This is a genomic window from Bradyrhizobium sp. USDA 372 (assembly GCF_053629095.1).
In genome coordinates, this window is the sequence record NZ_JBRJHR010000001.1 from 7897087 (window position 1) to 7923617 (window position 26531).

Genomic DNA, 26531 nt, shown 5'->3' on the forward strand with positions numbered 1-26531 from the left:
GACCTCAAGATAGGGCTGGAACGGGCATCGGCAAAGGCTCTGAGCCCGATAAGCCAAAAATGGGCCCCTGAGGTCCAAAACAGGGCGTTCCCTTGGTTGCCGCCCCCGTCCTCCCGGGGTAAACCCTGCCGCAACTTCGGACCGGCCATCACGGGCCGTCCGATTCGCTTCCTTCAGACATCGATTTTGGGACGACCATGCATCGCTACCGGTCACATACATGCGGCGCGCTCCGCGAGAGCAACATCGGCGAGACCATCCGCCTCTCCGGCTGGGTCCATCGCGTCCGCGACCATGGCGGCGTGCTGTTCATCGATTTGCGCGACCATTACGGCCTGACCCAGTGCGTGGTCGATCCGGACTCGCCGGCGTTCTCGCTGGCCGAAAAGCTGCGCTCGGAATTCGTGGTCAAGATGGACGGCAAGGTCCGCCGCCGCCCGGAAGGCACCGACAATGACGATCTGCCGACCGGCAAGGTCGAGGTCTACATCAGCGAGATCGAGGTGCTGGGCCCGGCCGGCGACCTGCCGCTGCCTGTGTTCGGCGACCAGGAATATCCCGAAGACATCCGTCTGAAGTACCGCTTCCTCGACCTGCGTCGTGAGAAGCTGCACCAGAACATCATGACCCGCGTCGAGATCATCAAGTCGATGCGCCGGCGCATGGAGGGGCAGGGCTTCTTCGAGTTCAACACCCCGATCCTGACCGCGTCCTCGCCGGAGGGCGCACGCGACTTCCTGGTGCCGTCGCGCATCCATCCCGGCAAGTTCTACGCGCTGCCGCAGGCGCCGCAGCAGTACAAGCAGCTGCTGATGATGTCGGGCTTCGACCGCTACTTCCAGATCGCGCCCTGCTTCCGCGACGAGGACCCGCGCGCCGACCGTCTGCCCGGCGAGTTCTACCAGCTCGACGTCGAGATGAGCTTCGTCACGCAGGAAGACGTCTTTGCGGCGATGGAGCCGGTGATCACGGGCGTCTTTGAAGAGTTTGCCAAGGGCAAGCCCGTCACCAAGGGCTGGCGCCGCATTCCGTTCGCCGAGGCGCTGCGCAAATACGGCAGCGACAAGCCTGATTTGCGCAACCCCATCGAGATGCAGGACGTCTCCGAGCACTTCCGTGGCTCCGGCTTCAAGGTGTTCGCGCGCATGCTCGAAGATCCCAAGAACCAGGTCTGGGCGATCCCGGCGCCGGGCGGCGGCAGCCGCGCCTTCTGCGACCGCATGAACTCGTGGGCGCAAGGCGAGGGCCAGCCCGGCCTCGGCTACATCATGTGGCGTGAAGGCGGCGAGGGCGCCGGCCCGCTCGCGAACAATATCGGGCCCGAGCGCACCGCCGCGATCCGCGCGCAGCTCGGCGTCAAGGAAGGCGATGCGGCCTTTTTCGTCGCCGGCGATCCCGACAAGTTCTGGAAGTTCTCAGGCCTTGCCCGCAACAAGGTCGGCGAGGAGTTGAATCTCACTGACAAGGAGCGGTTCGAGCTCGCCTGGATCGTCGATTTCCCGATGTACGAGTACAACGAGGACGACAAGAAGGTCGATTTCTCGCACAACCCGTTCTCGATGCCGCAGGGCGGCCTCGATGCGCTGAAGGGCCAGGATCCGCTGACCATCAAGGCGTTCCAGTACGACATCACCTGCAACGGCTACGAGATCGCCTCGGGCGGCATCCGCAACCATGTGCCCGAAGCCATGGTGAAGGCGTTCGAGATCGTAGGTTACGGCGAGCAGGAAGTGGTCGAGCGTTTCGGCGGCATGTACCGCGCCTTCCAGTACGGCGCGCCGCCACATGGCGGCATGGCCGCGGGCGTCGACCGCATCGTGATGCTGCTCTGCGGCACCACCAATCTGCGCGAGATCTCGCTGTTCCCGATGAACCAGCAGGCCATGGACCTCTTGATGGGCGCACCGTCGGAAGCGACGACGAAGCAGCTCCGCGAGCTGCACATCCGGGTGAACCTGCCGCAGAAGTGAAGCTCTTACCTCTCCCTGCTTGTCCCGCCGAAGCTTCAGCGAAGGCGGATGCAGGGAGAGGCCACGCCCTCTCCACATCGTCATTGCGAGCGCAGCGAAGCAATCCAGAATCTTTCCGCGGAGGGACTCTGGATTGCTTCGCTGCGCTCGCAATGACGGGGAGAGAACTGCGCTTCTCTCCTACAGCCCCGTCGAGGCCTCGATCCTGAACTGCGCCAGCGCGATGATCGGTTCGTGGTCGAGGACATCGACCAGCTGAAGCACCGGCAGCTTGCCGAGCGGTATCAGCCTGATGCTCAGTGTTTGCCCCGAGGTCTCGACGAAACCGGCGAGTGCATCAACCGCGACCTTGGCATCGAGATTGGAGGCCGCGATCTTCTCGCCCTGGGCCCGGATCATCTCGACGATGGCGCTGCGCGCGGCGTCGCGGCTGACATTCTGCATGCGCGCGAACTGGGCCACGACCAGATCGACCACGCCGCGATCGCGCAAGGAGAGCTCGATGGCGCCGGTCTCGACCTGCGCCAACTGCTCCATAGCCTCGGACGGGTCCGTCGTGGTGAAGAGGTCGCGCGGCACCTTGGCAAGGGCCACGCTCAGCTGCGCCTTGGCGAGGTTGCCGAGATCGAGCGTGGCGGGGGCGAGCGCGAACGCGCCCGACGATTCCGTCCAGGCCGCGCCGAGATCGAGGTCGATCGCGAGCTTGTCCACGCCTGCCACGATCAGCGGCTGCAGCGCCGGATTGGCGGGATCGGTCGGCGTGACCATCTTCACGACCAGACTGGCCCTGCTCGGGATCGATCCGACCAGCTGGCCCCAGTTCATGCTGATCGTGTCGATGGTGATGGGCTGCCGCGCGTTGTTATGGGGAGCCACCACGCCCTTGATCTCGGCGCCTTCGAGCACCCGGAACAGGCCCAGCATCTGATCGGGCGAGGGCGGCTGACCGTGCTTGCTGAGGCCGGCCGCCCAGCGCATCAGGTTTGCCGCGCTGAACGATCTCAGCGCGAAGCGCTCCATCTTGAACTGCCCTTGCGGAGACGGCGTGTCGACGCCTTCGACTGCGAATTCGCCGTCGTTATATCTGACCGCCTTGATCCTGGCCGTTCCCTGTGGAAGGCCCATCGACGTCGCGCCGATTTCGATCCGACCAATGCGAAGACCCTCATAGAATCCGGCGAGCTTCTCCATCATCTCGCGCGATTGCGCGGCGGTCGCGACGACCGACCGGTCCGTCGGCACGAGCGCAACGATCTCGGCCGGCCGGAATTTGGAGGGCTGCACCGCGATGTCCTCGAAATTGATCCCGTCGATCTCCATCCGCAGGCCCTGGGTCGATTTGAGCACATAACGGCCGGCCGAAATCTGCCGGTAGATGCGGTGATGGCTGTCGTCGCCGGCCTTCTGCGGGTCGAGCGCCGCGGCGACCGCGGTCGCGTCGAAATCGTTGACGATGATGTTGGAGAGGTCGCCGGTCAGCTTGTCCTGCTTGCCCGGCTGCGGCACGTCGATGGTGAAGACGGCGCGATCGGCCTTCATCGCCTCTATCTTGCCGCGCCTGAGAGTCTGGACCGCCAGCCCGGAATAGGCAATTTCGCCGCTTCCGGCGGCACTGCCGCTCGCGTCGAAGGTCATCGTCAGCGTCGGAGCCGTGACGGATGATGCCGTGATGCTCGCGTATTGTTCGAGCACATAGCGATAAATGTCGATCAGGGAGCGGTCCGTCGGCGGATTGCCGCCGCGAATGGGGCCGGCATAGTCCCGCAGAGTGAGCTGCGGGATCTTGTAGGATGCCTTCAGCTTCGCGGCGCCGACCTGGTCCAGGGCGACTTCGAAACCGCCGACCTCGATGATGTCGGCCGAGAAGCTGGTATCGTCGATCAGGCGAACGCCGGTACCCTTGATGCCGGTAATCTTGATCTGCGCTTGCGGCTGGCCGGCGGGGGTGATGGCGATGTCCTCGATCGTCAGCGTCCGGGTCGCGAGCTCGAAGGTGATCTTGCCATGGCTGGCCTTGCCGCCGCCCGAGCGGATCTGCTCGAACGCCGCCTCGACCTCGCTGGTTGCCCGATGTTCGACATAGAGGTTGAAGCCAAACCATCCGCCGGCGCCGAGCACGGCTGCCACGATCAGGCCGATCAGGATTCGCTTCATTCCCAGCTCCAGTTGCTCATTTTGCACCGCGCAACCTGCCATATTCAGAAAAAGTCGCGCGGTCCAGGGAAAGCTATGCTTTTCAAATATTTGACGGCGCGCCCTGTTGATGGGGGCGCAATCGGATGTTGCCACCGAGGCGCCCGGCGTGCTTCATCGCCCTTCCATGACCCGGAAAAACGGTTCGCTTGGACAGCGGCCCCGGATCATGCATTTTGAGGCCGGTAACGCGAGGCGAGACACCGCATGTCGTCCTATTCTGATGATCTCCACCAGGCGGCGCTCGCCTACCATCGTCTGCCGCGCCCTGGAAAGCTCGAGATCCAGGCAAGCAAGCCGCTTGCCAACCAGCGCGACCTCGCGCTGGCCTATTCGCCGGGCGTCGCCGCGGCCTGCACCGAGATCGCCAAGAACCCGGCTGAAGCCGCGACGCTGACCACCCGCGCCAACCTTGTTGCCGTGGTTTCCAACGGCACCGCGGTGCTCGGCCTCGGCAATATCGGCCCGCTGGCCTCCAAGCCGGTGATGGAAGGCAAGGCGGTCCTGTTCAAGAAATTCGCCGGCATCGACGTGTTCGACATCGAGATCGCCGCCGACACCATCGACCGCGTGGTCGAGACCGTGGCCGCGCTCGAACCGACCTTCGGCGGCATCAATCTGGAGGACATCCGCGGACCGGAATGCTTCGAGATCGAAGCGCGCCTGAAGGAGCGCATGAAGATTCCGGTCTTCCACGACGACCAGCACGGCACGGCCATCATCGTTGCCGCCGCCATCACAAATGGTCTGAGGCTGAACGGCAAGAAATTGTCCGATGTCAAGATCGTGGCCTCGGGGGCAGGGGCCGCCGCGATCGCGACGTTGAACCTGCTGGTCTCGATGGGCGCGCAGCGCAAGAACATCTGGGTCTGCGACATCGACGGCCTCGTGCATGAAGGGCGCAACACCTCGATGGACCGCTGGAAGGCGGTCTATGCGCAGAAGACAGACAAGCGCACGCTCGCCGACGTCATCGGCGGCGCCGACATCTTCATCGGACTCTCGGCACCCGGCGTGCTCAAGCCGGAGATGGCCAAGGCGATGGGCGACAAGCCGCTGATCATGGCGCTCGCCAATCCGACACCGGAGATCATGCCGGAAGAGGCGCGCAAGGCGCGGCCCGACGCCATGATCTGCACCGGACGCTCGGACTACCCGAACCAGGTCAACAACGTCCTCTGCTTTCCCTTCATCTTCCGCGGGGCGCTCGACGTCGGCGCCACCGCGATCAACGAGGAGATGAAGCACGCCGCCGTCGAGGCCATCGCGCAGCTCGCGCGCGAGGCGCCGTCGGATGCCGTCGCGCAGGGCTTCGACACCGGCGAGACGCAGGGCTTTGGTCCGGGCTCGCTGATCCCGAGCCCGTTTGACCCGCGCCTGATCCTGCGCATCGCGCCGGCCGTGGCGAAGGCGGCGATGGAATCGGGCGTCGCGACGCGGCCCATCACCAATTTCGACGAGTACAGGGCGCTGCTCGAGCGCTTCGCCTTCCGCTCCGGCCTCGTCATGAAGCCGATGTTCGCCAAGGCCAAGACCCAGCCGGTGCGCGTGATCTATGCCGAAGGCGAGGACGAGCGCGTGCTGCGCGCCACGCAAGTCGTGCTGGAGGAGAAGCTGGCGCGGCCGATCCTGGTCGGCCGTCCTTCGGTCGTGGAGGCGCGCCTCAAGCGCTTCGGCCTCTCGATCAGGGCGGGCAAGGATTTCGACCTGGTCAATCCCGAGGACGATCCGCGCTACCGCTCCTACGTGCAATCCTATGTCGAGGTCGCCGGCCGCCGTGGCGTGACGCCGGATGCGGCGCGCACGGTGGTTCGCACCAACAATACGGTCATCGCGGCGCTTGCGGTGACGCGCGGCGAGGCGGACGCGATGCTCTGCGGCGTCGAGGGCCGCTATATGAGCCATCTGCGCCACGTCCGCGAGATCGTCGGCTTCTCGCCGGGGATCAGCGACTACGCGGCGCTGGCGCTGCTGATCACCAGCAAGGGCGCCTTCTTCATCGCCGACACGCAGGTTCGTCCCAACCCAAGCGCGGAGGAGCTCGCCGAGATCGCCTCGCTCGCCGCGGTCCACGTGCAGCGCTTCACCATCAAGCCCAAGATCGCCTTCGTCTCGCATTCGGATTTCGGCAGCTACGACACCGAATCCTCGCGCAAGATGCGGCGGGCGACGCAGCTCTTGAGAGAGAAGCATCCGGAGATCGAAGCCGACGGCGAGATGCAGGGCGACACCGCGCTCTCCGCCACTGCGCGACGAATGGTGCTGCCGCACTCCAAGCTCGAGGGCGAGGCCAACATCCTGATCATGCCGACCCTGGACACCGCCAACGTCGCCTATCAGATGATCAAGTCGCTGGCGGACGCGCTGCCCGTCGGCCCGATCCTGGTCGGCCCGGCGCGCCCCGCGCACATCCTCACCCCCTCGGTAACGGCGCGCGGCATCCTCAACATGACCGCAGTCGCCGTGGTGGAAGCGCAGGAACGCGCCTCGCGTCAGCAGCCGACGTTGTTCACGTAAGGGCCTGGCTCTCACGGCGCTGGAGGTGCAATCCCTTCTCCCCTTGCGGGAGAAGGTGGCATAGGCGGCCTTCGGCCGCCGTTCTCAAGGATGCCGAAGCGAAGCTTCGGCTATGGCGCCGGATGAGGGGTTGTTTCCGCGAGTCCGAATCTCGCGAGTTTCCCCATGCTGATAGATACCCCTCATCCGTCTCGCCGCTTCGCGGCGAGCCACCTTCTCCCGCAAGGGGAGAAGGGAAGAAACCGCCACCTTTGAATTCCTTTCAGCTCGCCATTTCCCCGTTTGAAAAGCCCAAACGGACTCTTCATAATCGACTTAAGCGTTCCGTGCGGTAGCGCTTTGCCAAGAGGCCGATCATGCCAGCGTTCGTGACTTTCGGGCGAATTCTGTTCGCCGTGCTGTTCATCTACACGGGCGCGACCAAGCTCTTTGCCATGCAGGCGACCGCCGACGTCATCGCCGCCAAGCTCGTGGTGCCCGACGTCATCGCGCCCTACGCCAAGCAGATCGAGACGGCGACCGCCATGACGACGCCGCAGCTTTTGGCGATCGCGATCGGCGGGCTCGAGATCATCGCAGGGCTGATGATCGCGCTGAATTTCGGCGCGCGTTTCTTTGCCATGCTGCTGATCGTCTACGTCGCCGTCGCGACCGTCCTGTTCTACGATTTCTGGAACATGGCGGCTCCCGACAACGCCAAGATGCTGGTCGACGCGCTCAAGAACCTGTCGATCATCGGCGCGCTCTGCATGATCATCGGCTACGGCCGCACCACGCGTCCGGCCGAAGCGGCCTATGGCGACGTCTAGCGGTCAAATCCGCTCTCGGCGGCGCGCGGCGCGGGTGTGGCGCTGCAGGCGGTCTCGATATGGTGGGGGGCGGCGGCTCGGCTGATTCCGCATAAGAAAGCAGCAAGGTACGCAATGGTATTCTATTGCCGGTACTGTGCATGGGGTTGTTTTGCCAGTTTGAATCGGAGCCTTCGGTGTGAGCGACGTCGGTCATGCCGAGAGGCTAACCCGGCCGCCACGGGGTCACGGTCACCTCATGCGCCGCGTCGAGAAGGTACGGCGCGCCCGGCTTCATCCCGTGCGCAGCCAGTACGTCATGCGGCGTCCGCTGGGGCACGCCGACGAAGCAACCTTCGCCGCCGGGCAGCCGCACATGCGGCGCCTCCGACAGCCAGAACGTGTCGTAGCGGTCCATGAACATGTCGAACACGACCGGGCCGCCGATGATGGCGACCATGCCGGAGGCGACGTCGGCGAAGGCGCAGGCCTGTTCGAAGCTCGCATGCGCCGGATTCCACAGCGTCGCGTTCGGCATCTCCGGATCGACGGTGAGGTCCCTGATCTTGCGGGTCAGGATCAGCCGCTTGCGCTTGGCCGAATTCGGCTGCTGCTCGTGCGAGTTGCGGCCGTGCACGATCAGCGCGGCGCGATCCAGCGCCTGCTCGAAGAACAGCTTGTCGCCTTCGAACTTCAGGCTGTCGGGCATGACGCGACCGGCGTCGGCAAGCATGCCGTCCGCCGAGACGATGACGTAGCCTTCGAAGCGGAAAGACAATGGCCTTCTATTCGGAAACGGTCGTCACCACGGAATTGACCGGGCGCTGGCTCACCGTCGGCAGCTTGATGTCCTTGAGCAGCTCCTGGTCGTATTCCGGCAGCGTCGAGACCGGGAACTTGGCGCGCATCGCCACCACCTTGTAACCGCCGGCCTTCAGCCGCTTGAGCAGCTCGGGCAGCGCCTCCGCGGTGTGCTTCTGGAAATCGTGCATCAGGACGATGCCCTTGCCCCTGGTCTCGAGCTTCTTCATCACGGTCTCGACCACCTTCTCGGGCTTGGAGGCCTTGAAGTCGAACGAGTCGATGTCACAGGAGAAGATGCCGACATTGCGGTTGCCGAGATAGGTGACCATCTCCGGCGGATGCTGCAGTGCCGGGAAGCGGAAGAACGGCGCAGGCGAGATGCCGCCGAGCGCCCACTTCACCGCCGCAAAGCCCTTCTCGATCTCGTCCTTGCGCTGCGCGTCGTTGAGCTTCTTGTTGTTGAGGTTGGCGTGCGACCAGGTGTGGGCGCCGACGGTGTGCCCGGCTGCGTAGACCTGCTTCAGGATCTCCGGCTCGTAGGTCGCGTGCTTGCCGATCGTGAAGAAGATTCCGGTGGTGCATTCGTCCGCGAGTGCCTTCAGCACGGCGGGCGTGTTCTTCGGCCAGGGGCCGTCGTCGAAGGTCAGCACCACCTCCTTGTCGCGCAGGAAGTCGAGCTCCTTGAAATGCTCGAAGCCGAAGCCGGGACCACCCGTGGTGTCGATCTCGACGGTGCGGGCGACGCCGAGCGCGCCCGGTGTGTTGCAGGCCGCGCGGGCCGGCTGCGGCGCCTGTTTCGGCGGGGGCGGATTGACGAAGCCCGCTGGCGCCGCAGCCGCTGCTGCGGGCGCTGGAGCTGCAGGGGAAGTTGCAGCTGGTGTTGCCGCCGGCGCGGCTTGCGCTGCGGCTGCGGGCTTCGCGGCCGGCGTCTGCGACCATGCGGCGCCGGTCATCGCCACCGACATCGCACCTGCTAAAATCAGTCCTGCCGCCACACGCATGGTGTTGTCCTCGAGATTGATCCCGTTGTTCCGCCGCGGCTTTTCGCCTGCGGCCAAAACCGTCCTGCCCCAAACTCATCCTAGCCTAGATGGTGGGCCATCGCCATTGCAACGGCTGTTTGATGTCCCACCGCAATTGTGCCCAACCGGATGGCGTGCACCTGCGTCACGTGTCGGCCAGGGTTCTGGCAATGGCAGTCTTGATCCGCGTGTCGGCCGGCTCGACGGCGGATGGAAACACCTCGGCGATATAGCCGTCGCGGCCAATCAGATACTTGTGGAAGTTCCAGCGCGGAACTTCCTTTGGTCGAGCCTCGGCGGCCCATTTGTAAAAGGGATGCGCTCTCGCACCGACCACCGCCGCCTTGGCCGTGATCGGGAAGGTAACACCATATTGGTGGTGCGCGGTCTGCGTGATTTCGCTGGTACCGCCGGGCTCCTGGCCACCGAAATCGTTGGAGGGCACGCCGATCACGGTCAGCCCCCGCCCGCGAAACTCGTTCCAGACCTCCTGCAAACCGGCATATTGCGGTGTGTAGCCACAGAGCGAGGCCGTGTTCACCACCAGCAGCGGTTTGCCGGTGAACGCTGCGAGGCGGATGTCGTCGCCTGACAAAGCGGGAAAGGAGAATGCGTAGGCCGAGACCCGGCTCATCCCGCCATCAGCGAGGGCGCGCGTGACAGGCGCGAATGCGCCTGCAAGCGTGACGCTCAGCACGGTCCTGCGATTCATCATGACGGCGTCCCCCGAGACGATCCGAGGGCAGATTACTCCGCCACTGCGACCTCACGCGTCAACACCGCGTTATCGAGCGCTGCGTGCGGGCTAGTACAGGCGGACGATGAAGTCGGTGCCTTCGCCGGTCTCGCCCTGGTTGATGCCCTGGTCGGAAACGATGATTGAGCCGCCTGACGTCAGCATCTCGTTGATCTTCGCCATCGTCTCGGTGGGGACCGAGATGCGGTCGAGGGCTTCAGCCGGGCTGTCCGGCGTCACCACCGGTTTTGCGGCAACGGGGATCACGGCTGCGCCGCGCTGGCGGCGCGCTAAGCGGCTGTCGTCCTCGCGCGCCGCGGAACGGGCGGAGACGGGCAGTGACACCACCGACCAGCGCAGCGCGTTGGCATCGGCCTTGTCGAGTTCGGCGGTGAAGACATGCGTGCCGAGCGGCCGGTCGCTCGCGGCAATCGTGACGGGCACCTCGAACAGCGGCGCAAAATTCTGCCGCACATAGAGCTTGGAATCCTTGCGGCTGATGAAGACGGCAATCTGGCCGGCCCGCTTGGGCGCGTCCGTCTTCGCCGCCGCCGCAGGATCGGCAACGCGGCCCTCGTCCTTCTTCGCATCGGGTGCGGCGGCGAGCGCCGGTGCATTGGCCTGATTGGGCGTCTTCGCGGAGTCCACCGCCTCGGTCTTGGCCGGCTCGGTCTTGACGGTCTCGACCTTGTCGGCGGGCTTGTCGTTGCTCGCCGGCTTGGCCGATTCTTCCGATTGGGGCTTGGCCGCTTCGGATGCTTCGGCCGTCTTGACCTCGGCGGCCGGTGCGGCGGCTTCCTCGTGCGCAGCCGCATTGCCGGTGGTCACGTCCGACAACACGGCGTGGCCGACGGAGGTGCGCAACTCGAGCACGCTCTCGGCGCTGGCCGTCTTGGTCTCGACCGGCTTGGCTTCGGCCGTGCCTTTATCGGCCTTGTCGGCGACATTGGTCTGCGGCGCGAGGCTCGCGGCGGGCTGCGGCGGCACGCGCATGGAGGCGAGCAGGGGATGGGAGAAGCTTTGCGGCGACATCTGGCCGGGCGCCACGATCACGCGCGCGCCCATCCTGGTCCAGTTCCACATCTTCATCGCGAACGCCATGGGCATGCGGATGCAGCCATGCGAGGCCGGATAGCCCGGCAGCACGCCGGCATGCATCGCGACGCCGGACCAGGTGATCCGCTGCATGTACGGCATCGGCGCGCCGCTATAGATGTTGGAATGATGGAATTTGTGCTTCTGGATGACGCTGAACACGCCCATCGGCGTCGAGTGGCCCTTCATGCCCGTCGACACCGGTGATTCCGCGAACACGCCGGTCTTGTCGTAGACCGTCACCTTCTGCCGCTCGATCGAGACGACGATGACGAGCGGGCCTTGCGGCTTGGTGCCGGCTTCCTTCTCGACGACTTCCTTCTTGCTTGCGGCGCCGCGCTTTTGCGGCTTCTGGCGCGGTATTTCGGGAAGTCGCTCCTGCCGGGCGTAGTAGGACCCGTCGGAATAGTCGGTCCAATAGTAAAATGCTGCGTCTGCCTGGCTGGTCGCGCCGATCGCGCCCGCCGCCGTCAAAATGGCGACCTGCCACAGCCGTACCGGCTTGGCAGAAGAACCCGACCCGTTCACGCTGTTCATCCTCGAATCCATAATCCAAATCAGACGTTAGTCTTCGCAAAGGGGATACGCGTTCACCAGCAGCGCGGTTCTGCCATCAGCTACTTTTGTTCAAGGCGTAGCAAAAAAGCCTCACGGAGCGGTAAACGGCGGCCGCGTCCGCCCCTCCGCCGCCTTCCTGACCGCCGTTTGCGTTCCTACATTGCGGGGACTTGTTACCGGAGACCTTCATGTCATCTCGTTTCCCCGGTCTTTCCAGCATCCGCTTGAAAGCCCTCGCTTTATTCCTCCTGGCTTTGATCGCGCCAACGGCGTCGGCATCCGCGGCCGATGAGCCCGATCTGATCTTCCGCCGCTCCACCGTGTTCAAATGGGTGAGCCCGAATGACAAGCTCGCGACCTATGGTCTCGACGATCCCGAGGTCGAGGGCGTCGCCTGTCATTTCACGGTGCCGGAGAAGGGCGGCTTCAAGGGCTGGCTCGGGCTCGCCGAGGAGGTCTCGGATATCTCGCTGGCCTGTCGCCAGGTCGGTCCGATCAAGTTCAAGCACAAGATGGAGCAGGGCGACGACATGTTCCGCCAGCGCCGGTCGCTGTTCTTCAAGAAGATGCAGATCGTGCGCGGCTGCGACACCAAACGCAACGTGCTGGTCTACATGGTCTATTCGGACAAGCTGATCGAAGGCTCGCCCAAGAACTCGACCTCGACCGTGCCGATCATGCCTTGGGGACCGGCGGACGCAAACGTCCAGAAGTGCGGCGAGTTCTTCACGCAGTGACGCGCGTCGTTCACTCCTGTGACGCGGTCGCGTTCACCCGGTGGCGATCGCGCGGCGCAGCAAGCCGCGACCCGGTCAGCCGCACAAATGTCTGCGGCGCCGCCTCGAAGCCCCGGTTCGATTGCAGCGCCATTGCGCCGGCGCTGCCGCGAATGATTGGTTGATCTCCGCGATCCGTCGGTGGATTTTCATCGCGCGGCGTTGCGCGATTTCCCGCCATCATGGCCATCCCTCACGTGAATGCGCCCGATGATCCGGGCGTCTCGGTTTCGATGGCTTGGGTCGTCGTTGAACCAACCCCGGTTCAACAGGATCCAGCCTTCTTTTGCCCGTCCTTTCACCAGAAAAACGTAAAATGCGTGTGAAGCGCGCGCGGCGGCGGCATGACGACAGCTGCGCGGGGCGCATATCCGTACCGGCACCGGAACTTAGCGGGCGACTTTGACCTGCCGTGAGACCTGTCTGAAATAACTGGCATTTTCCGAGATTTGTTTCGTCGCCGCGCCCGGGACGAAACAATTCTCACGAAGACGAAACCATTTTCAGCTTTTGGCGCATCACGCGCGAAACCGCCCATGGTTATCAGGCTCATAACGACGACGGCGCACCGCCGGCCAGCGAATTGGAACAAACATCATGCGCGCGCTCAGCTTCATCCTTGCTTTCGGTCTCGTTCTCGCCGGCCCCTCATTGGCGGGTGCGCCCGATGGCAATCTCCCCGGTGTCGGCACCTTCCAGTACAGCGGCTCGCCCGTTGCGGTTCCGGCCGCTCAGCTCATGATCGCTGCGCGCTTCTGACCGCACACAACAACAGCCGGCATAGCCCATCATGTTGCTTCGTCTCTGCGCCGCAGCGTTCGTGTCCCTTCTGACGATCAGCTCCGTTCAGGCGCAGGTCCGCTCACCTTCCAGGCTACCCGATCCGCGCGGCGAATTCGTTCGCCAGTGCGCGCCGCGCATGCTCGGCCGCTGGGAGCATCCGGAGGAGGTCTGTGGCTGCCTGCACGATCACGCCGCCGCGGCCGTCGAGGATCGCGATCTGCGCGAAGCGCTGCTGCGGGGCATCAGCGAGACCGGCGTGCCCACCATCGAGACCGATTGGGTGCCGGCCTCCAAGCAGAGCGAGATCGGCCCGACCTTCACCAAGATCGCCAAACCGACGCTACAGTGCATGTTCGATCCGGCGAAATAGCTTTCCGGATCCTCACTTCGTTTTCGGTCCGTGCCGCGGCACGCAGGAGCTCGTGCGCGAGACTCCCTTATCGGTCATCTTCGCGCCGCGGACTTCCCTGACCTGGCCGGCGGGGCAGGTTCCGTCATCCACGAGCACACGCTGGCCGAGCTTGAGATCGCCGATGTCCTGCTCGCGTCCGATGGTGGCGGCGCTTGCGGTCGAGGCAAGCGCGATGGCGATCAGCAACGAAAGGCAGGTCGCGTGGCGCAGGGGCATGATGTGAGGTCCCGGATCGATGCCGCAATCTAGGGAGCGGCGGGCGATTCTGATAGTGAAGCTTCGTCACGCGCGGCGGGCCGATTTTCCCCTTGCGCCCAATGCCGCGCGCGATTCCCTTGCGAGACGTTCGGCGGAGGCCACGAGCTGTGGCATGGGATGTCCGGAAAATCCCAGCACGAAGCCGGGGAGGGGACGCCCGCGCGAATAGGTGTCGGCCAATAGCCAGCCTTCGGCGCCGGCCGCCTGCTTGGCATGCGCAGCGACCGCCGGATCGACGGCAGGATCGAACCGGGCGACAAGATGCAGGCCCTGTGAGGGCACCGGCACCGAAAGCGCGCCGTCGGATGCGACTTCCAGCGTCTCGGCGAGCACGTCGCGCGCCTCGCGATACAGTTTTCGCACGCGTTTCAGGTTCGCGGCGAAGGCGCCGGAATTGAGCATGTCCGCCACCGCGCCCTCCATCAGTGTGCCGGGAAATCGGTCAAGCGCCGCGCGCGCTGCCGTCACGTCTGCGATCAGACGTTCGGGCAGGGCGCAATAGCCGATGCGCAGGCCCGGAAACAGCGTCTTGGCAAACGTGCCGAGATAGATCACGCGCTGGAGGCGATCGATGCCGGCGAGCGACATCAGCGGCGCGCCGTCATAGCGGAACTCGCTGTCGTAATCGTCCTCGAGCACGAATGCGCCGGCCTGCTTCGCCCAGTCCAGAAGCTCGAGCCGCCGCGGCATCGACATCTGCACGCCAAGCGGAAACTGGTGCGATGGCGTGACGTAGGCCGCACGTGCGGACGGCGCCGCGATCCGGCCTTTGGCGACGCGCATCCCGTGCTCGTCCACCTGGACAGGCACGGTGCGATAGCCGCAATGGGCGATGGTTTTTCGGGCGGCGGGATAGCCCGGGTCCTCGCACCAGACCTGGTCGCTGGATTTCAGGATCGCGCTCAGCACGATGCGCAGCGCGTGGAGCGTGCCAGAGGTCAACATGATCTGGTCGGGATCGCAACGCAATCCGCGCGCGGACAACAGATGGTCGGCGATCGCCACACGCAGCTCGCGGCTGCCGCGAGGGTCGCCATAATGCAGGTGCTCCGATCCGAATGCGCGCATGCGGCGGCCGACGAAAGCGCGAAAGCGCTGCACGGCGCGTTCGTCGATATGGGTACAGCCGAGCGCAAACGCGCCCTGCTTTGGCGCTTCGAGAACTACCTTCGGCTTGTTGGGCTCGGCGGCGCGCTGGGGGATACGCGCCGCGACGAACGTTCCGGAGCCGACCGTTGCGTCGGCAAAGCCGTCGGCGATCAGGCGCTCATAGGCGGTGACGACGGCGTTGCGGCGGAAGCCGGTCTGCCTGGCCAGCATCCGCGACGGCGGCAGCGGCTCGCCCGGCTTGACCAGACCGGAGACGATCATGTCGCACAGCGCCTGATAGAGCCGGTGCGCGGCGGATGCGCCGGCCGTGACATGAGGGCCGGCGAGGTCGAGCGGAAGCTCGGGCTTGGCTCGGGAGGATGAATTGGTCGGAATTTTTTGCATGGAATTGGAACTATCGCAGACCAAATGCGCCGCTACAACTGCTCCGGATTTTCTTCTATCCGAGCAGGAGCGGCCGTGAACCAGACCGAGACCTCGACTTCCTATCCGACATCGGCACGCAACCAGGTGAAGCGCCGGCACGACCGCGGATTCTATGATCACGACACGGTTCATCGCATCCTGGATTCCTCGATGCTGTGCCACGTCTCCTACGCGATCGACGGCCAGCCCTATTGCACGCCGACCTTCTTCTGGCGGCAGGGCACCAAGCTCTACTGGCACGGATCGAGCGCCAGCCGCATGCTGCGCAACCAGAGCAGGGGCGAGCGCGTCTGCCTGACGGTCGCCCATCTCGACAGCCTCGTGCTGGCGCGCTGCGGCTTCAACCATTCCGCCGACTACCGCGCCGTCATGGCGTTCGGCACGGCCTATCTCGTCACCGACCCCGATGAGAAGGAGCGGGCGGTGATCGCGATGGTCGATCGCTTCTTCCCGGATCGCACCGCCGGCCTGCGACAGAGCACCACACAGGAAATCAAGGCAACGTCGTTCATCGCAATGGAAATCGAGGAAGCTTCGGCCAAGATCCGGAGCAAGGGTGTCGCCGACGACGATGAGGACTATGCGTTGCCGATCTATGCGGAGCGCATTCCGGTCCGCACCGTGCTCGGCGCCCCGGAACCGTGTCCGCGCCTGCTCGATGGTGTGAGCCGGCCTGCGACGCTGAACGGCTATTCCGAAGGCCGGCTGCTCGAAGATGCATTGCGGGATGCATATTTTCTGGAGTACCCGAACGGCTGAAATCGGCTAGTTTGCGCGCTCCTTGGGATCATTGGAATGTCTGGAGTCGCCCGAATGAATGCCGAAACGCAGCAGAGGATTCTTGACGCCGTCGACAACGGCTTCGAAGCTCAGCTTGCAACTACAAGCGATTTCGTCGCGATCCCTTCGACCCGCGGGGCGGAGGGACCCTGCCAGGACATGATCGGCGATCTCCTGCGCGAACGCGGCTACGAGGTCGACGACTGGCATATCGATGTCGAGGATTTGAAAGATCTGCGCGGCTTCGGCCCGATCGAGCACGACTTCTCGAAGGCGCGATCCGTGGTGGGCACTTACCGCCCGCGAACCAATGGCGGCAAGTCGCTGATCCTGCAAGGGCACTGCGACGTGGTGCCGGCGGGTCCGCTCGAATTGTGGGATACGCCGCCATTCTCGCCGGTCATCAAGGACGGCAAGATGTTCGGCCGCGGTGCCTGCGACATGAAGTCCGGGACGATCGGTGCGCTCTATGCGCTGGACGCGATCAAGGCGGCTGGCTTCAGGCCGACGGCGCGGATCCATTTTCAATCGGTGATCGAGGAGGAGAGCACCGGCGTCGGCGCACTGTCCACCCTGCAGCGCGGCTATCGCGCGGACGCCTGCTTCATTCCGGAGCCGACCGGCGGCAAGATGGTGCGATCGCAGGTTGGCGTGATCTGGTTTCGCCTCCGCGTGAAGGGACACCCGACCCACGTCGCCTTCGCAGGCTCCGGCGCGAACGCCATCATGGCGGCGTATCACCTGATCCAGGCGCTGCAGAAGCTCGAGATCGAATGGAACGAGCGCGCCAAGGCCGACCGTCACTTCAAGACGATCGACCATCCCGTTAACTTCAACGCCGGCGTCATCAAGGGCGGCGACTGGGCCTCCAGCGTGCCGGCCTGGTGCGATGTCGACTGCCGGATTGCGGTGTTGCCGGGCTGGTCGATCGCCGATCACCAGAAGGAGATCATGGCCTGCGTCGCCGCCGCTTCGCGCAACCACCGCTTCCTCGCCAACAATCCGCCGCAGGTCGAGTGGTCCGGCTTCCTGTCGGAAGGCTATGAGCTGACCAACGCTAGGGAGCCTGAGGCTGCGTTCGGCAAGGCCTTCAACGGGGTCTATGGCGGCACGCCAGAGGATCTCGTCTTCACGGCACTGACCGACACGCGCTTCTACGGCCTCAACCACGGCATCCCGAGCCTCTGCTTTGGCGCCAGCGGAGGCGAGATGCACGGCTTCAACGAGTTCGTCGATCTGGATTCATTGAAGAAGGCGACCAAGGCGATGGCGCTGTTCATCGCGGAATGGTGCGGGCTGGAGAAGGCGTAGGCCTCTCCGCCGTCATTGCGAGCGCAGCGAAGCAATCCAGCATCTCTCGGCGGCGGCAGCCTGGATTGCTTCGTCGCTGTGCTCCTCACAATGACGGAACGGCGGTTAGGTCCTCAGGGTGAGGAGCTTGCGGAGCAAGCGTCTCGAAGGGTGAAGGCACGGCCGGTGGCCTCGCCCTTCGAGACGCCGCTTCGCAGCTCCTCAGGGTGAGGAGAACCATCTTGCCGCCCTGTGCCCGAAACACGGGCCTCGCCAACTCCTTTAAGCTTAAAAGAAAGACTAGGATAGCGGGCGTCCCGGTGGCAGACTGGCGTCCGGTTCGTTGGACCAGTCCTCGGGAGCAACGATGCGCGATTGGGATGACGCTTACGCCAATTCGGCCCATATCCCGGGCTCGGACAAGATGCCGGCGCTGTGGGCGGAGCGGGCGTCGGCCTACCGCGCCGGGCTGAAGGAATTTCGTCCCGACATCGCCTACGGCGCCGGCGAGCGCCAAAAGCTCGACCTGATCCTGCCTGACGGCGATAGCAAGGGTCTGGTCGTCTTCGTTCATGGCGGCTACTGGATGCGCTTCGACAAGTCGGCCTGGACCGACCTCGCCGAAGGTGCGCGGCATCATGGCTGGGCGGTGGCGCTGCCGAGCTACACGCTGGCGCCGGCTGCCCGCATCTCCGATATCACCGCGGAAATCACCACCGCGATCGCCAAAGCGGCATCGCTGGTCTCGGGGCCGATCCGGCTCGCCGGCCATTCCGCCGGCGGCCATCTCGTCACGCGCATGCTGTGCGACGACAGCCGTCTCGAGGCCGCCGTCTACAACCGCATCGCCGGCACGCTCTCGATCAGCGGCCTGCATGATCTGCGTCCGCTGCTCAAGACGAAGATGAACGACACGCTGCGCATGACCATGGAGGAGGCGAGCCTCGAAAGCGCGGCGCTGCATCTGCCGCGGGGGCATTCGCCCGTAACGGCCTGGGTCGGCGGCAGCGAGCGGCCCGAATTCATCCGCCAGTCCGATCTGATGGCCAATATCTGGACCGGCTTCGACGTGCCGACGCACCTCGTCATCGATCCCGGTCTCAACCATTTTACCGTGATTGACGGGCTGAAGGACCCGTCCTCGCCAATCACTGCCCGCCTGATCGGCCTCGACTGAGCAAAGCCAGGAAGATCGATCGAAAGGACCCGCCATGACGTCCCGCGATTACGATCCTGCAAGCGAAGGCGCCGAGACCGATTTCGCCCGGCGCATGTCCTATGGCGACTACCTTGCGCTGGATGCGATTCTTGGCGCGCAGCACCCGCTGTCGGAGGCGCATGACGAGATGCTGTTCATCATCCAGCATCAGACCACGGAGTTGTGGATGCGGCTCGCCATCCACGAGCTCAGCGCTGCTCGCCGCGCGATCGCCAAAGACGAGGTTGCCCCCGCGATGAAGATGCTGGCGCGGATGTCGCGCATCTTCGAGCAGCTCAACAACGCCTGGGACGTACTCCGGACCATGACGCCCAGCGAGTATACCCGCTTCCGCTCGCAGCTCGGTCAATCCTCGGGGTTCCAGTCACGCCAGTACCGGCTGATCGAATTCCTGCTCGGCAACCGCAACCACGCCATGCTGAAGCCGCACGCGCACGATGCCGAGACGGTCAAGCTGCTCGAAGCCGAGCTCGCGACGCCAAGCCTCTATGACGAGGTGCTGCGGCTCGCCGACCGCAACGGGCTCAAGATGCCTGCGGCGGTGCTGGCGCGCGACGTTCGCGAGACGCACAGCTTCAACGAAGGCGTGCTGCAGGCCTGGCGTATCGTCTACGAGGCGCCGGAGACGCACTGGATGCTCTACGAGCTGGCCGAGAAGCTGGTCGATTTCGAGGACTATTTCCGGCGCTGGCGCTTCAACCACGTCACCACGGTCGAGCGCGTCATCGGCTTCAAGCGCGGCACCGGCGGCACCGGCGGCGTGAGCTATCTGAAACGCATGCTCGAGGTCGAGCTGTTTCCCGAGCTCTGGCGCGTGCGTACGATTCTGTAGGGATGTCCATGACCAGGCTTCGCGTCTACGACGACACCAAAGCGTTGTTCCATCTGCCTGACGGCCTGATCTATCTCGACGGCAATTCGCTCGGTGCGCTGCCGCTGGGCGTTGCCGAGCGCGTCAACCGCGTGATCACCGAGGAGTGGGGCAACGAGCTGATCCGCGCCTGGAACACCGCAGGCTGGTATGTCCAGCCGCGCCATGTCGGCGATCGCATCGCGCGGCTGATCGGGGCGGAGGCCGGCTCGGTGATGGTCGGAGACACGCTGTCCCTGAAGGTCTATCAGGCTCTCGCCGCCGCGCTCGACATGACCCCGTCCCGCAAGATCGTCCTGTCGGACACCGGCAACTTCCCGACCGACCTCTACATGGCCGAGGGCCTGATCGCGACGCTTGGGCGCGGCCATCAATTGCGTCTGGTGGCACCTGAGGAGATCGAGGGTGCGTTGTCCGACGAGATCGCCGTTCTGTACATCACCGAGGTCGACTACCGCACCGGCCGTCGCCACGACATGGCAAAGCTCACCGCGAGAGCGCACGCGCTCGGCATCGTCACCGTCTGGGATCTCGCCCATTCCGCCGGCGCGCTGCCGGTCGATCTCGCCGGGAGCGGCGCCGATTTCGCCGCGGGGTGTACCTACAAGTATCTCAACGCGGGTCCCGGAGCGCCGGCCTTCCTCTACGTCGCGCCGCGTCATGCCGACAGCGCTCGCGCCGCTCTGTCGGGGTGGATGGGCCACGCAAAACCGTTTGCGTTCGAGCTAGCCTATGCGGCCGCGGGCGGCGTCGAACGCATGCGCGTTGGCACCCCTCCGGTGCTCGCCATGGCGGCGCTGGAGGCCTCGCTCGATATCTGGGACAAAGTCGATATCGCGGAGGTTCGTGCGCGTTCGCTGGCGCTGGGTGATCTCCTGATCAGTGAAGTCGAGCGCCATTGTCCGCAGCTCAAGCTCGTCACCCCGCGCGATCATGAGCGCCGCGGCTCGCAAGTCTCGTTCGCCTTCGACGGCGGCTACGCCGCGATGCAGGCCCTGATCGCCCGTGGTGTCATCGGCGATTTCCGCGCGCCTGACATCATGCGGTTCGGCCTGACGCCGCTCTATGTCGGAGAGAATGAGATCATCCGGGCGGCGGAGATCATCGAAGAGGTGATTTCAGGGGAAGTGTGGCGACGGCCGGAGTACCAGGTGGTGAACGCGGTGACGTGAGGCGGTCTAGTGCCCCGGACGCAGCGCAGCAACGCTTCGCGTTGCTGCGCGTCCGGGACACGAGAGTATGGCATTGCGTGAGGACGTCAGCACCGCCATTACCTCGGACGTCATTGCTTCGCCGCGCGGGGCAATTCACGCTGAACCAACAACCAATTGGGAGCAGTTCCGATGACGCCGCTCGAGAAACTTAAAGCGATGAAGATGCCGTTCGCCGAGCTCAAGGGCGTCGAGTTTGTCGAGGCGGAGAAGGACCGCGTAGTGGCGCGGATGACCGTCCGGGCCGATCTCTGCACGCTGCACCACACCATCCACGGCGGGGCCGTGATGGCGCTGGCCGATTCCGTCGGCGCGGCGGCGACCGTGATCAATCTGCCCGAGGACGCCAAGGGGACGACCACGCTGGAGAGCAAAACCAATTTCATCGGCGGGGCAAAGGAGGGGGCCACAATCATCGCTACTGCCACCCCGGTGCACCGGGGCCGGCGGACCCAGGTCTGGACCACCCGGCTGGAAACCGAGGACGGCAAGCTGGTTGCGGTGGTGACCCAGACGCAGCTGGTACTGTGACTACAGCATTTTGATTTTATTAACGAATTAATCGCGTTGGCGCCCGAATCTTGGGCAGGTTCCCGTCTTGAAAATCATGGTGCGATGCACAATATTGGGGGCCTAGGGATTCGAACGCCTCCTCGAGGGACACCAAGAGGAGTTTCTGACGTGGTACTTGAAGACACCGTCCGTACCGTTCCCGGCTATGTACGGACCTTGATCCAGCAGGAAGAATTGCCGCTCCTGCGCGATCACCTGCTGAGGCTCGATGCCGCCAGCCGGCACGACCGTTTCAACGGCTTTCTCGACGACAGCTTCATCGAGCGCTACGCCGCCCGCTGCGCCGAGGACGGCACCGTGATCGTTGCCTATATGGTCGACGGCGTGGTGCGCGGTGCGGCTGAGCTGCATCCCCCGGAGGACGATTCCTTGCCGGAGGTCGCTTTCAGCGTGGAAGCCTCCGCGCGCCGCCAGGGCGTCGGCACCGTGCTGTTCCGCCGCCTGATCGCGGAGGCGCGCTGGAAGGGCTACAAGCGGCTGCGCATCACGACGGGTGCCGAGAATCACGCGATGCGGGCGCTCGCCAGGAAGTTCGGGGCCCATCTGGCTTTCCGCCACGGCGAATCGACCGGCACGATCGACCTCGCCAAGACGCCCGAGGCCGAGCTTGCCGATCTGGCGGCCTCGCCGTTCACGGCCGGACGCGCTCTTCTCAGCTTCAACAGCACGTGCTGGAAGCTGATCTCGAGCATGTACGGCAATCGGGCTGCATAGCCCGGAAATTGCGCACAGGAATCACAAAGCGGACCGGCCAGGCCGGTCCGCTTTCGTGTTCCGTGCGATGAGATGAAATGGATGCTCAGCTGCGTGTGGCGGCGCCGAAGCGGCGGACAACGCGGCGTTCGACCACCACGGAGCGCTGCGCGCCCTGTTCGCCGGCGATCACGCGCGTCGCCGTGATGCGGCTGTTGGCGCGGGCCTGCTTCTTCACCTCGGCCTGGACGACGTCGAGCGGCATCCCCATCAAGGCTGCGGCGATCTCGGCCTGCTGCGCCTGGTCGTCGGTGATGCCGATCGCAGCGAAGATCGCCTCGTCGAGGGTCGGAGGATCGTGGCGCACGCGCCGTGTGCCATATTTGGTATTCCAGTCTGCGCTCATAACGGCCTCATTTCGATGCCGGATACCTAGTGCTGCCAATGTTGCATTGCAATATGGAATCGGTGTGGCATCTCAGCTATGCACCGGTCTGGTGTCACAGCGGTGACGCAGCACCTGCGCCGACCTCCACCCGTTGCTGGGGCCAACGCTTCAGGGCGGCGTGTCCGGCTTCGGTGAGCCGGTAGATTCCCCGCTCAGCGCGTTCGAACCAGCCATACACATTGTTAAGCAAGATCTTGCCGGCATCGGGGCAGCGTTCGCGCAGCGCGCGCACCTGTTTCGGCCCCTCGGCAAGCGCCGCCGCGCAGGCCAGCGCCTGCTGGCGATAGGCCGTCATGATCGGTGCGCGGGTGCTGCCGCCAAGCACGGGATCGCCCTGGCGGCGCTGATGCTCGGCAACCAGACGCGAGCGCACCTTCGGCTCGCGGCGCGGTGCCGCGGTCGGCGGCTTCACCAGCACTTCGACCTGGCCGCGATCGGTCACGCCAAGCATGCCGAAGCCGAGGCGGCGGCAGAGATTGCGATAGCGCGCATCGCTCTCGCGCCCCTTGCCGCGCGCGGACATCTTCGCTGCGATCCAGACCTCGTCGCCGGCCGGCGCGCGATCGACCGCCTGCAGGATCAGCTCGAGATTGAAGGCAAGCTTGAGCTCGCCGATCACCACGACGGGTGGATCGCCGGCGCTGAGGCCGACGAGATCGCAGCCGCCGATCTCGCCCTTGACCGTGAAGCCGAGCTCTTCGAGGAAGCGTTTGACGGGGAGGTAAAGCGCGGTTTCCAAGGGACGTCCGATCGGAGAATCAGTTGCAGACAGTCTAGAGCCTTCTCGGCCCCTATTGAATCGGAGCCGATGTCTCTAACTGTCGGATCGGAACGCGATTAGACCCGGCCGCCGACCGGGACCAGGGCCCCGGTGACGCCGCTGGCGGCATCGCTGGCGAGGAACAGGATCACCTCTGCGAGTTCCTGTGGCGTCACCCATTTGGAAAAGTCCGCCTTCGGCATGTCGGCGCGGTTGGCCGCTGTGTCGATTATCGAGGGCAGCACGGCATTGACGGTAACCTTGCCCTTCCACTCGTTGGCGAGAGCCTCGGTCAGGCGATGCACGCCGGCTTTCGACGCAGCATAGGGGCCCATGCCGCTGCCGGCCTCCAGTGCGCCCATGGCGCCGATATTGACGATGCGGCCGGCCGGGGACTTGGCAAGGTGCGGCAGCGCCGCGCGCGAGGCGTTGAGCGCCGTCAGGACGTTCAGCGCGTGCATGCGCTGCCACGTCGCGATGTCGCCGTCGCCGACGGTCTCGAAGGCGAAGCCGCCGGCGATGTTGATCAGCGCGTCGAGTCGGCCGAAATGCTTCGCCGCCGCATCGACGGCATTCTTCGCTTGCCCCGCGTCGGACAGGTCGACACCGCCCATCACGATGCGTTGGGGCGTCTCTGACAATTGCGAGGGCGCATGATCGATCCCGGCAATCCGCGCGCCGCGGGACCGTGCCATCTCCGCGACGACTCTGCCGAGTGCGCCGAGCGCGCCAGTCACGACAACTACTTTCCCCTGCACGATTGCTCTCCATCGTTATCCTTCACTGACTATTGCGCGGGGTGGATTGCGCTTGCAATGGCGGCAACATCAAGACTGAGCTACAAATGCAACTTTAGATCGTTGAGGAGGTCATTTCATGTCTGACAATTTGCCAGCCGTCGAATTTCCCGCTGCGATCGTCGACCTGACATATCCGCTGATGCGGCTCCGACAGGCGTTGGGAGACAAGGGACCAGTGCGCATCGTCGCCATGGGCTCGTCGTCAACAGCCGGACGAGCCGACGTCGTCCCGTATCCCTATAGGCTGGAGATGTATTTGCGGCAGTATTTCAAGGATGTGGTGCCGCGGCCGGACATCCGGATTGACGTCCTGAACCGGGGCAAGGGCGGCGAAGAGGCAACCGAAGAGCTTGGACGCTTCGATGTCGATATTTTTCGTGATGATCCGGCATTGGTCATCTGGCAGGTCGGAACCAACGCGGTCTTTCATAACGACAAGTATGACGTGGATATCGTTGCCGGGGACATCAGGAAGGGCCTGGCGCAATTACACGCTCGCGGCTTCGAGGTTCTGGTGATCGATCCGCAATACGTGACGAAGATGCTTTGGGATGACCGCGCCGAGCTCGCTGACAAGATGGTCCGGCTGATCCGCGAAGCTGCCAATGAGGCAAGTGTGAATTTGTTTCGGCGTTGGTCGCTGATGCGGCACTGGCACGTGCAGAACAATGTCTCGTTCGATCAATTGATCGACACGAGTGATCCCGACAAGCTGCACCAGAACGATTGGAGCACCCAACAAGTTTCCTTGGCGCTCAAGAATGCCATCATCAAAGCCCTCGGGCCGATGGCCTGAGGCTACCGCCGCGGGTCACGCCTGCAGATAACGCTCCTTCAGTGCGGTGCGCTCTGCCGTGCCGAGCTTGAGCCCGTCGCGCAAATAGGTTTCGAGATCGCCATATTCGCTGCCGACCGCTTCGAAAGCGGCCGCCAGGTAAGAGGCCTCGACGCTGCCGATCGCGTCAAGGACATCGGCGGGCAGATCGGAGGCGTTCGACGGGTCGCGCTTGTAGTGCCGGTTGGTCAAGAGGTAATCGTCCGCAATGACATCGTCCGCCACGCCCAGCGCATGCAGGATCAGCGCGCTGGCAAAACCGGTGCGGTCCTTGCCGGCGGTGCAGTGGATCACGAGCGGCGCGCGGTCTTCCAGCAGATGGCCGAACAGCGCGCGGTAGCTGTGGGTGTTGTGGCGGACATAGTTGCGGTAGGACTCGCGCATGAGCTCGAGCGCCACGGCCGCGGTCAGCGTGCCCTTCGCGAGCTCGGCGCGCAGCGCGGCCACGACGGTCGGCTCGATCGGCAGCGAATGCACCGTGATCTCGTTCACGACGCAGATGCCGGCCGCGCGCTCCTCGACACCGCGGAAATCGAAGGCGCTGCGCACGCCGAGCGCGCGGACGATCTCGACGTCGGCCGCGGTGAGTTGGCCGAGATGGTTGGAGCGGAAAATGTGCCGCCAGCGCGTGGTGCGGCCATCGGCGGTCGGGTAGCCACCGAGGTCGCGGAAATTGCTGGCACCCTGGAGGGCGAGATGACGGGCAGGGGAGTCCTTGAGGGAGGAGTCTTGCATGGGATCAGCTTGGGTTATGGTTCCACCGGATGCACGTTCGGCATCTTGCGGTCTATTACAGGGGGCGATCATGGGCCGGCACAAGGCCATTGTTTTGACGGTCAGCATGCTGGCGGGCGGAATGCTCGGTGGGCGGCAGGCCGATGCGCAGACCTTCCAAACCTATCGCTGCGCCGATGGTACGCAGTTCATCGTCGGGTTTTATGACGGCGACAAGCGCGCCTTTCTCCAGATCGACGGCGAGCCGGTCGCGCTCGCCAAGCGGCTGGCGGTTTCGGGGGCGCGCTATTCGGGGGCGGGAGTTGCGCTGAGGATTCCCAAGACCGGCCCCGCTACGGTCAAGCATCTGAAACGGCCGGTTACCGCCTGCGCGGTGGTCGAAAAGTCCGGGATCTAGCCCGGGGGCCGCCTGGAATCGAAAAGGGCCGAAACGCCGTTGTTTCGACCCTTGTTCAAACTGTCGCCGGCCGGTTGCGAGAGCCTGGCACTGTCGGACCAGCAGCTGGCATCAGCGTTCCCATTTGGGCTTGGCTTCGTCGACCGCGTCCTGGTGGTACCAGCTATCGCTGCAGATCGAGACGTTCGCTGGCAGCGAAGCCTGATCGGCGGGAAAGCGGGTCTCGCCATAGCGGCGTCCGGCGAGGGCCGCACGGCCGCCGACGGGGAATTGATAGATCTTTGCAGATCCGTGACTCAGACCATTGTTCATCATTGCGATTCTCCTTGGTCGAAGCGCCTTGGCCTCCATGGTGCGCCCGACTCGTTCGATTGTGGTTACTGGAATCCCCATATCGGCCCCTCGTCCCGGATTGGAAAGTGCTGAAAAGGAAATCAGTTTCCGCCCAATTTGTAGGCAGGCAGCCTTCTG

The 26531-nt window shown here is 64.5% G+C and carries 28 protein-coding genes; 15 read left to right on the forward strand and 13 right to left on the reverse strand.

All coding sequences use genetic code 11. The features are described 5' to 3' along the window. Positions 1-197 precede the first annotated feature (197 nt). Entirely contained in the window at positions 198-1970 is a 1773-nt protein-coding gene (gene aspS / locus AB7M16_RS36800; RefSeq protein WP_453947022.1) for an aspartate--tRNA ligase, read from the forward strand. A 180-nt stretch (positions 1971-2150) separates the two neighbouring features. Here aspS and AB7M16_RS36805 read toward each other — a convergent pair whose 3' ends face one another. Continuing rightward, positions 2151-4124, reverse strand: a complete 1974-nt coding sequence (locus AB7M16_RS36805; RefSeq protein WP_453947024.1) for a hypothetical protein — start codon at positions 4122-4124, stop codon at positions 2151-2153. 246 nt (positions 4125-4370) lie between these two features. On the opposite strand from AB7M16_RS36805, the gene AB7M16_RS36810 reads away from it, so the two are divergent. Together AB7M16_RS36810 and AB7M16_RS36815 are read left to right on the forward strand one after the other, a co-directional pair. Beyond that, positions 4371-6680, forward strand: a complete 2310-nt coding sequence (locus AB7M16_RS36810) for an NADP-dependent malic enzyme (RefSeq protein WP_172788477.1) — start codon at positions 4371-4373, stop codon at positions 6678-6680. A gap of 356 nt (positions 6681-7036) precedes the next feature. Further along, positions 7037-7489 (forward strand): DoxX family membrane protein, encoded by a 453-nt coding sequence (locus AB7M16_RS36815; protein WP_271508241.1) that lies wholly within the window; start codon positions 7037-7039, stop codon positions 7487-7489. 205 nt (positions 7490-7694) lie between these two features. On the opposite strand, the gene AB7M16_RS36820 is transcribed toward AB7M16_RS36815, so the two are convergent. The 4 genes from AB7M16_RS36820 to AB7M16_RS36835 form a co-directional block, all read right to left on the reverse strand. After that, the gene (locus tag AB7M16_RS36820) at positions 7695-8246 is read right to left on the reverse strand and encodes a dihydrofolate reductase (RefSeq protein ID WP_172788479.1); all 552 of its coding nucleotides are present in this window, start codon (positions 8244-8246) and stop codon (positions 7695-7697) included. Positions 8247-8253: 7 nt separating this feature from the next. Then, a complete protein-coding gene (locus AB7M16_RS36825) occupies positions 8254-9273 on the reverse strand; it encodes a polysaccharide deacetylase family protein (RefSeq protein ID WP_453947027.1) in 1020 nt (339 codons plus the stop codon). Between the two features lie 166 nt (positions 9274-9439). Continuing rightward, a complete protein-coding gene (locus tag AB7M16_RS36830; protein WP_453947029.1) occupies positions 9440-10009 on the reverse strand; it encodes a glutathione peroxidase in 570 nt (189 codons plus the stop codon). 90 nt (positions 10010-10099) lie between these two features. Next, positions 10100-11662, reverse strand: a complete 1563-nt coding sequence (locus AB7M16_RS36835) for a L,D-transpeptidase (RefSeq protein ID WP_453947031.1) — start codon at positions 11660-11662, stop codon at positions 10100-10102. Positions 11663-11871: 209 nt separating this feature from the next. On the opposite strand from AB7M16_RS36835, the gene AB7M16_RS36840 reads away from it, so the two are divergent. Further along, entirely contained in the window at positions 11872-12420 is a 549-nt protein-coding gene (locus AB7M16_RS36840; protein ID WP_172788483.1) for a CreA family protein, read from the forward strand. A gap of 10 nt (positions 12421-12430) precedes the next feature. Here AB7M16_RS36840 and AB7M16_RS36845 read toward each other — a convergent pair whose 3' ends face one another. Beyond that, positions 12431-12643 carry a hypothetical protein gene (locus AB7M16_RS36845; RefSeq protein WP_453947033.1) on the reverse strand — a complete coding sequence of 71 codons (213 nt, stop codon included), beginning with the start codon at positions 12641-12643 and terminating at the stop codon, positions 12431-12433. Positions 12644-13056: 413 nt separating this feature from the next. Between AB7M16_RS36845 and AB7M16_RS36850 the strand changes: the two genes are divergently transcribed. Further along, a complete protein-coding gene (locus tag AB7M16_RS36850; RefSeq protein WP_453947035.1) occupies positions 13057-13218 on the forward strand; it encodes a hypothetical protein in 162 nt (53 codons plus the stop codon). 31 nt (positions 13219-13249) lie between these two features. Next, positions 13250-13612, forward strand: a complete 363-nt coding sequence (locus AB7M16_RS36855; RefSeq protein WP_025035902.1) for a hypothetical protein — start codon at positions 13250-13252, stop codon at positions 13610-13612. A gap of 12 nt (positions 13613-13624) precedes the next feature. Here the strand turns inward: AB7M16_RS36855 and AB7M16_RS36860 are convergent, their stop codons facing one another. Both AB7M16_RS36860 and pdxR read right to left on the reverse strand, forming a co-directional pair. Beyond that, on the reverse strand, positions 13625-13870 hold the full coding sequence (locus AB7M16_RS36860; RefSeq protein ID WP_172788486.1) for a DUF6719 family protein: 246 nt from the start codon (positions 13868-13870) through the stop codon (positions 13625-13627). Positions 13871-13936: 66 nt separating this feature from the next. Then, the gene (gene pdxR, locus AB7M16_RS36865; RefSeq protein WP_453947038.1) at positions 13937-15406 is read right to left on the reverse strand and encodes a MocR-like pyridoxine biosynthesis transcription factor PdxR; all 1470 of its coding nucleotides are present in this window, start codon (positions 15404-15406) and stop codon (positions 13937-13939) included. 75 nt (positions 15407-15481) lie between these two features. Here pdxR and AB7M16_RS36870 point away from each other — a divergent pair, with 75 nt between their 5' ends. The 7 genes from AB7M16_RS36870 to AB7M16_RS36900 all read left to right on the forward strand — a co-directional run bounded on the left by AB7M16_RS36870 (position 15482) and on the right by AB7M16_RS36900 (position 22106). Further along, positions 15482-16207: a pyridoxamine 5'-phosphate oxidase family protein gene (locus tag AB7M16_RS36870; protein ID WP_453947040.1), complete on the forward strand. Its 726-nt coding sequence runs from the start codon at positions 15482-15484 to the stop codon at positions 16205-16207. 54 nt (positions 16208-16261) lie between these two features. Continuing rightward, positions 16262-17539: an ArgE/DapE family deacylase gene (locus tag AB7M16_RS36875; RefSeq protein ID WP_453947042.1), complete on the forward strand. Its 1278-nt coding sequence runs from the start codon at positions 16262-16264 to the stop codon at positions 17537-17539. Between the two features lie 346 nt (positions 17540-17885). Next, entirely contained in the window at positions 17886-18695 is an 810-nt protein-coding gene (locus tag AB7M16_RS36880) for an alpha/beta hydrolase (RefSeq protein ID WP_453947044.1), read from the forward strand. A 34-nt stretch (positions 18696-18729) separates the two neighbouring features. Then, the gene (gene kynA, locus AB7M16_RS36885; RefSeq protein WP_172788491.1) at positions 18730-19569 is read left to right on the forward strand and encodes a tryptophan 2,3-dioxygenase; all 840 of its coding nucleotides are present in this window, start codon (positions 18730-18732) and stop codon (positions 19567-19569) included. Positions 19570-19577: 8 nt separating this feature from the next. Continuing rightward, positions 19578-20780 (forward strand): kynureninase, encoded by a 1203-nt coding sequence (gene kynU / locus AB7M16_RS36890; RefSeq protein WP_453947046.1) that lies wholly within the window; start codon positions 19578-19580, stop codon positions 20778-20780. A 171-nt stretch (positions 20781-20951) separates the two neighbouring features. Next, positions 20952-21350, forward strand: coding sequence for a PaaI family thioesterase (locus tag AB7M16_RS36895; RefSeq protein WP_212257588.1), 399 nt, complete (start codon positions 20952-20954; stop codon positions 21348-21350). Positions 21351-21500: 150 nt separating this feature from the next. Continuing rightward, a complete protein-coding gene (locus AB7M16_RS36900) occupies positions 21501-22106 on the forward strand; it encodes a GNAT family N-acetyltransferase (protein ID WP_172788494.1) in 606 nt (201 codons plus the stop codon). Between the two features lie 85 nt (positions 22107-22191). Here the strand turns inward: AB7M16_RS36900 and AB7M16_RS36905 are convergent, their stop codons facing one another. The 3 genes from AB7M16_RS36905 to AB7M16_RS36915 form a co-directional block, all read right to left on the reverse strand. Continuing rightward, positions 22192-22491 (reverse strand): hypothetical protein, encoded by a 300-nt coding sequence (locus AB7M16_RS36905; RefSeq protein WP_172788495.1) that lies wholly within the window; start codon positions 22489-22491, stop codon positions 22192-22194. 94 nt (positions 22492-22585) lie between these two features. After that, on the reverse strand, positions 22586-23272 hold the full coding sequence (locus AB7M16_RS36910; RefSeq protein ID WP_172788496.1) for a DUF2161 domain-containing phosphodiesterase: 687 nt from the start codon (positions 23270-23272) through the stop codon (positions 22586-22588). A 98-nt stretch (positions 23273-23370) separates the two neighbouring features. Beyond that, complete coding sequence (locus AB7M16_RS36915) at positions 23371-24051, reverse strand: SDR family oxidoreductase (RefSeq protein WP_453947050.1); 681 nt, start codon at positions 24049-24051, stop codon at positions 23371-23373. 118 nt (positions 24052-24169) lie between these two features. Here AB7M16_RS36915 and AB7M16_RS36920 point away from each other — a divergent pair, with 118 nt between their 5' ends. Next, entirely contained in the window at positions 24170-24889 is a 720-nt protein-coding gene (locus AB7M16_RS36920; protein WP_453947052.1) for an SGNH/GDSL hydrolase family protein, read from the forward strand. A gap of 15 nt (positions 24890-24904) precedes the next feature. Here AB7M16_RS36920 and AB7M16_RS36925 read toward each other — a convergent pair whose 3' ends face one another. After that, complete coding sequence (locus tag AB7M16_RS36925) at positions 24905-25663, reverse strand: tyrosine-protein phosphatase (RefSeq protein ID WP_172788498.1); 759 nt, start codon at positions 25661-25663, stop codon at positions 24905-24907. Positions 25664-25733: 70 nt separating this feature from the next. Between AB7M16_RS36925 and AB7M16_RS36930 the strand changes: the two genes are divergently transcribed. Further along, positions 25734-26060 (forward strand): MliC family protein, encoded by a 327-nt coding sequence (locus tag AB7M16_RS36930; protein ID WP_439363228.1) that lies wholly within the window; start codon positions 25734-25736, stop codon positions 26058-26060. A gap of 111 nt (positions 26061-26171) precedes the next feature. Here AB7M16_RS36930 and AB7M16_RS36935 read toward each other — a convergent pair whose 3' ends face one another. After that, the gene (locus AB7M16_RS36935) at positions 26172-26375 is read right to left on the reverse strand and encodes a DUF2735 domain-containing protein (RefSeq protein WP_172788500.1); all 204 of its coding nucleotides are present in this window, start codon (positions 26373-26375) and stop codon (positions 26172-26174) included. Between the last annotated feature and the right edge of the window lie 156 nt (positions 26376-26531).

Coding starts and splice junctions, on each gene's coding strand:
- aspS (WP_453947022.1), top strand. CDS start 198: ATGCATCGCTACCGGTCACATACATGCGGCGCGCTCCGCGAGAGCAAC.
- AB7M16_RS36805 (WP_453947024.1), bottom strand. CDS start 4,124: ATGAAGCGAATCCTGATCGGCCTGATCGTGGCAGCCGTGCTCGGCGCC.
- AB7M16_RS36810 (WP_172788477.1), top strand. CDS start 4,371: ATGTCGTCCTATTCTGATGATCTCCACCAGGCGGCGCTCGCCTACCAT.
- AB7M16_RS36815 (WP_271508241.1), top strand. CDS start 7,037: ATGCCAGCGTTCGTGACTTTCGGGCGAATTCTGTTCGCCGTGCTGTTC.
- AB7M16_RS36825 (WP_453947027.1), bottom strand. CDS start 9,273: ATGCGTGTGGCGGCAGGACTGATTTTAGCAGGTGCGATGTCGGTGGCG.
- AB7M16_RS36830 (WP_453947029.1), bottom strand. CDS start 10,009: ATGATGAATCGCAGGACCGTGCTGAGCGTCACGCTTGCAGGCGCATTC.
- AB7M16_RS36835 (WP_453947031.1), bottom strand. CDS start 11,662: ATGAACAGCGTGAACGGGTCGGGTTCTTCTGCCAAGCCGGTACGGCTG.
- AB7M16_RS36840 (WP_172788483.1), top strand. CDS start 11,872: ATGTCATCTCGTTTCCCCGGTCTTTCCAGCATCCGCTTGAAAGCCCTC.
- AB7M16_RS36845 (WP_453947033.1), bottom strand. CDS start 12,643: ATGATGGCGGGAAATCGCGCAACGCCGCGCGATGAAAATCCACCGACG.
- AB7M16_RS36850 (WP_453947035.1), top strand. CDS start 13,057: ATGCGCGCGCTCAGCTTCATCCTTGCTTTCGGTCTCGTTCTCGCCGGC.
- AB7M16_RS36855 (WP_025035902.1), top strand. CDS start 13,250: ATGTTGCTTCGTCTCTGCGCCGCAGCGTTCGTGTCCCTTCTGACGATC.
- AB7M16_RS36860 (WP_172788486.1), bottom strand. CDS start 13,870: ATGCCCCTGCGCCACGCGACCTGCCTTTCGTTGCTGATCGCCATCGCG.
- pdxR (WP_453947038.1), bottom strand. CDS start 15,406: ATGCAAAAAATTCCGACCAATTCATCCTCCCGAGCCAAGCCCGAGCTT.
- AB7M16_RS36875 (WP_453947042.1), top strand. CDS start 16,262: ATGAATGCCGAAACGCAGCAGAGGATTCTTGACGCCGTCGACAACGGC.
- AB7M16_RS36880 (WP_453947044.1), top strand. CDS start 17,886: ATGCGCGATTGGGATGACGCTTACGCCAATTCGGCCCATATCCCGGGC.
- kynA (WP_172788491.1), top strand. CDS start 18,730: ATGACGTCCCGCGATTACGATCCTGCAAGCGAAGGCGCCGAGACCGAT.
- kynU (WP_453947046.1), top strand. CDS start 19,578: ATGACCAGGCTTCGCGTCTACGACGACACCAAAGCGTTGTTCCATCTG.
- AB7M16_RS36895 (WP_212257588.1), top strand. CDS start 20,952: ATGACGCCGCTCGAGAAACTTAAAGCGATGAAGATGCCGTTCGCCGAG.
- AB7M16_RS36905 (WP_172788495.1), bottom strand. CDS start 22,491: ATGAGCGCAGACTGGAATACCAAATATGGCACACGGCGCGTGCGCCAC.
- AB7M16_RS36920 (WP_453947052.1), top strand. CDS start 24,170: ATGTCTGACAATTTGCCAGCCGTCGAATTTCCCGCTGCGATCGTCGAC.
- AB7M16_RS36925 (WP_172788498.1), bottom strand. CDS start 25,663: ATGCAAGACTCCTCCCTCAAGGACTCCCCTGCCCGTCATCTCGCCCTC.
- AB7M16_RS36930 (WP_439363228.1), top strand. CDS start 25,734: ATGGGCCGGCACAAGGCCATTGTTTTGACGGTCAGCATGCTGGCGGGC.
- AB7M16_RS36935 (WP_172788500.1), bottom strand. CDS start 26,375: ATGATGAACAATGGTCTGAGTCACGGATCTGCAAAGATCTATCAATTC.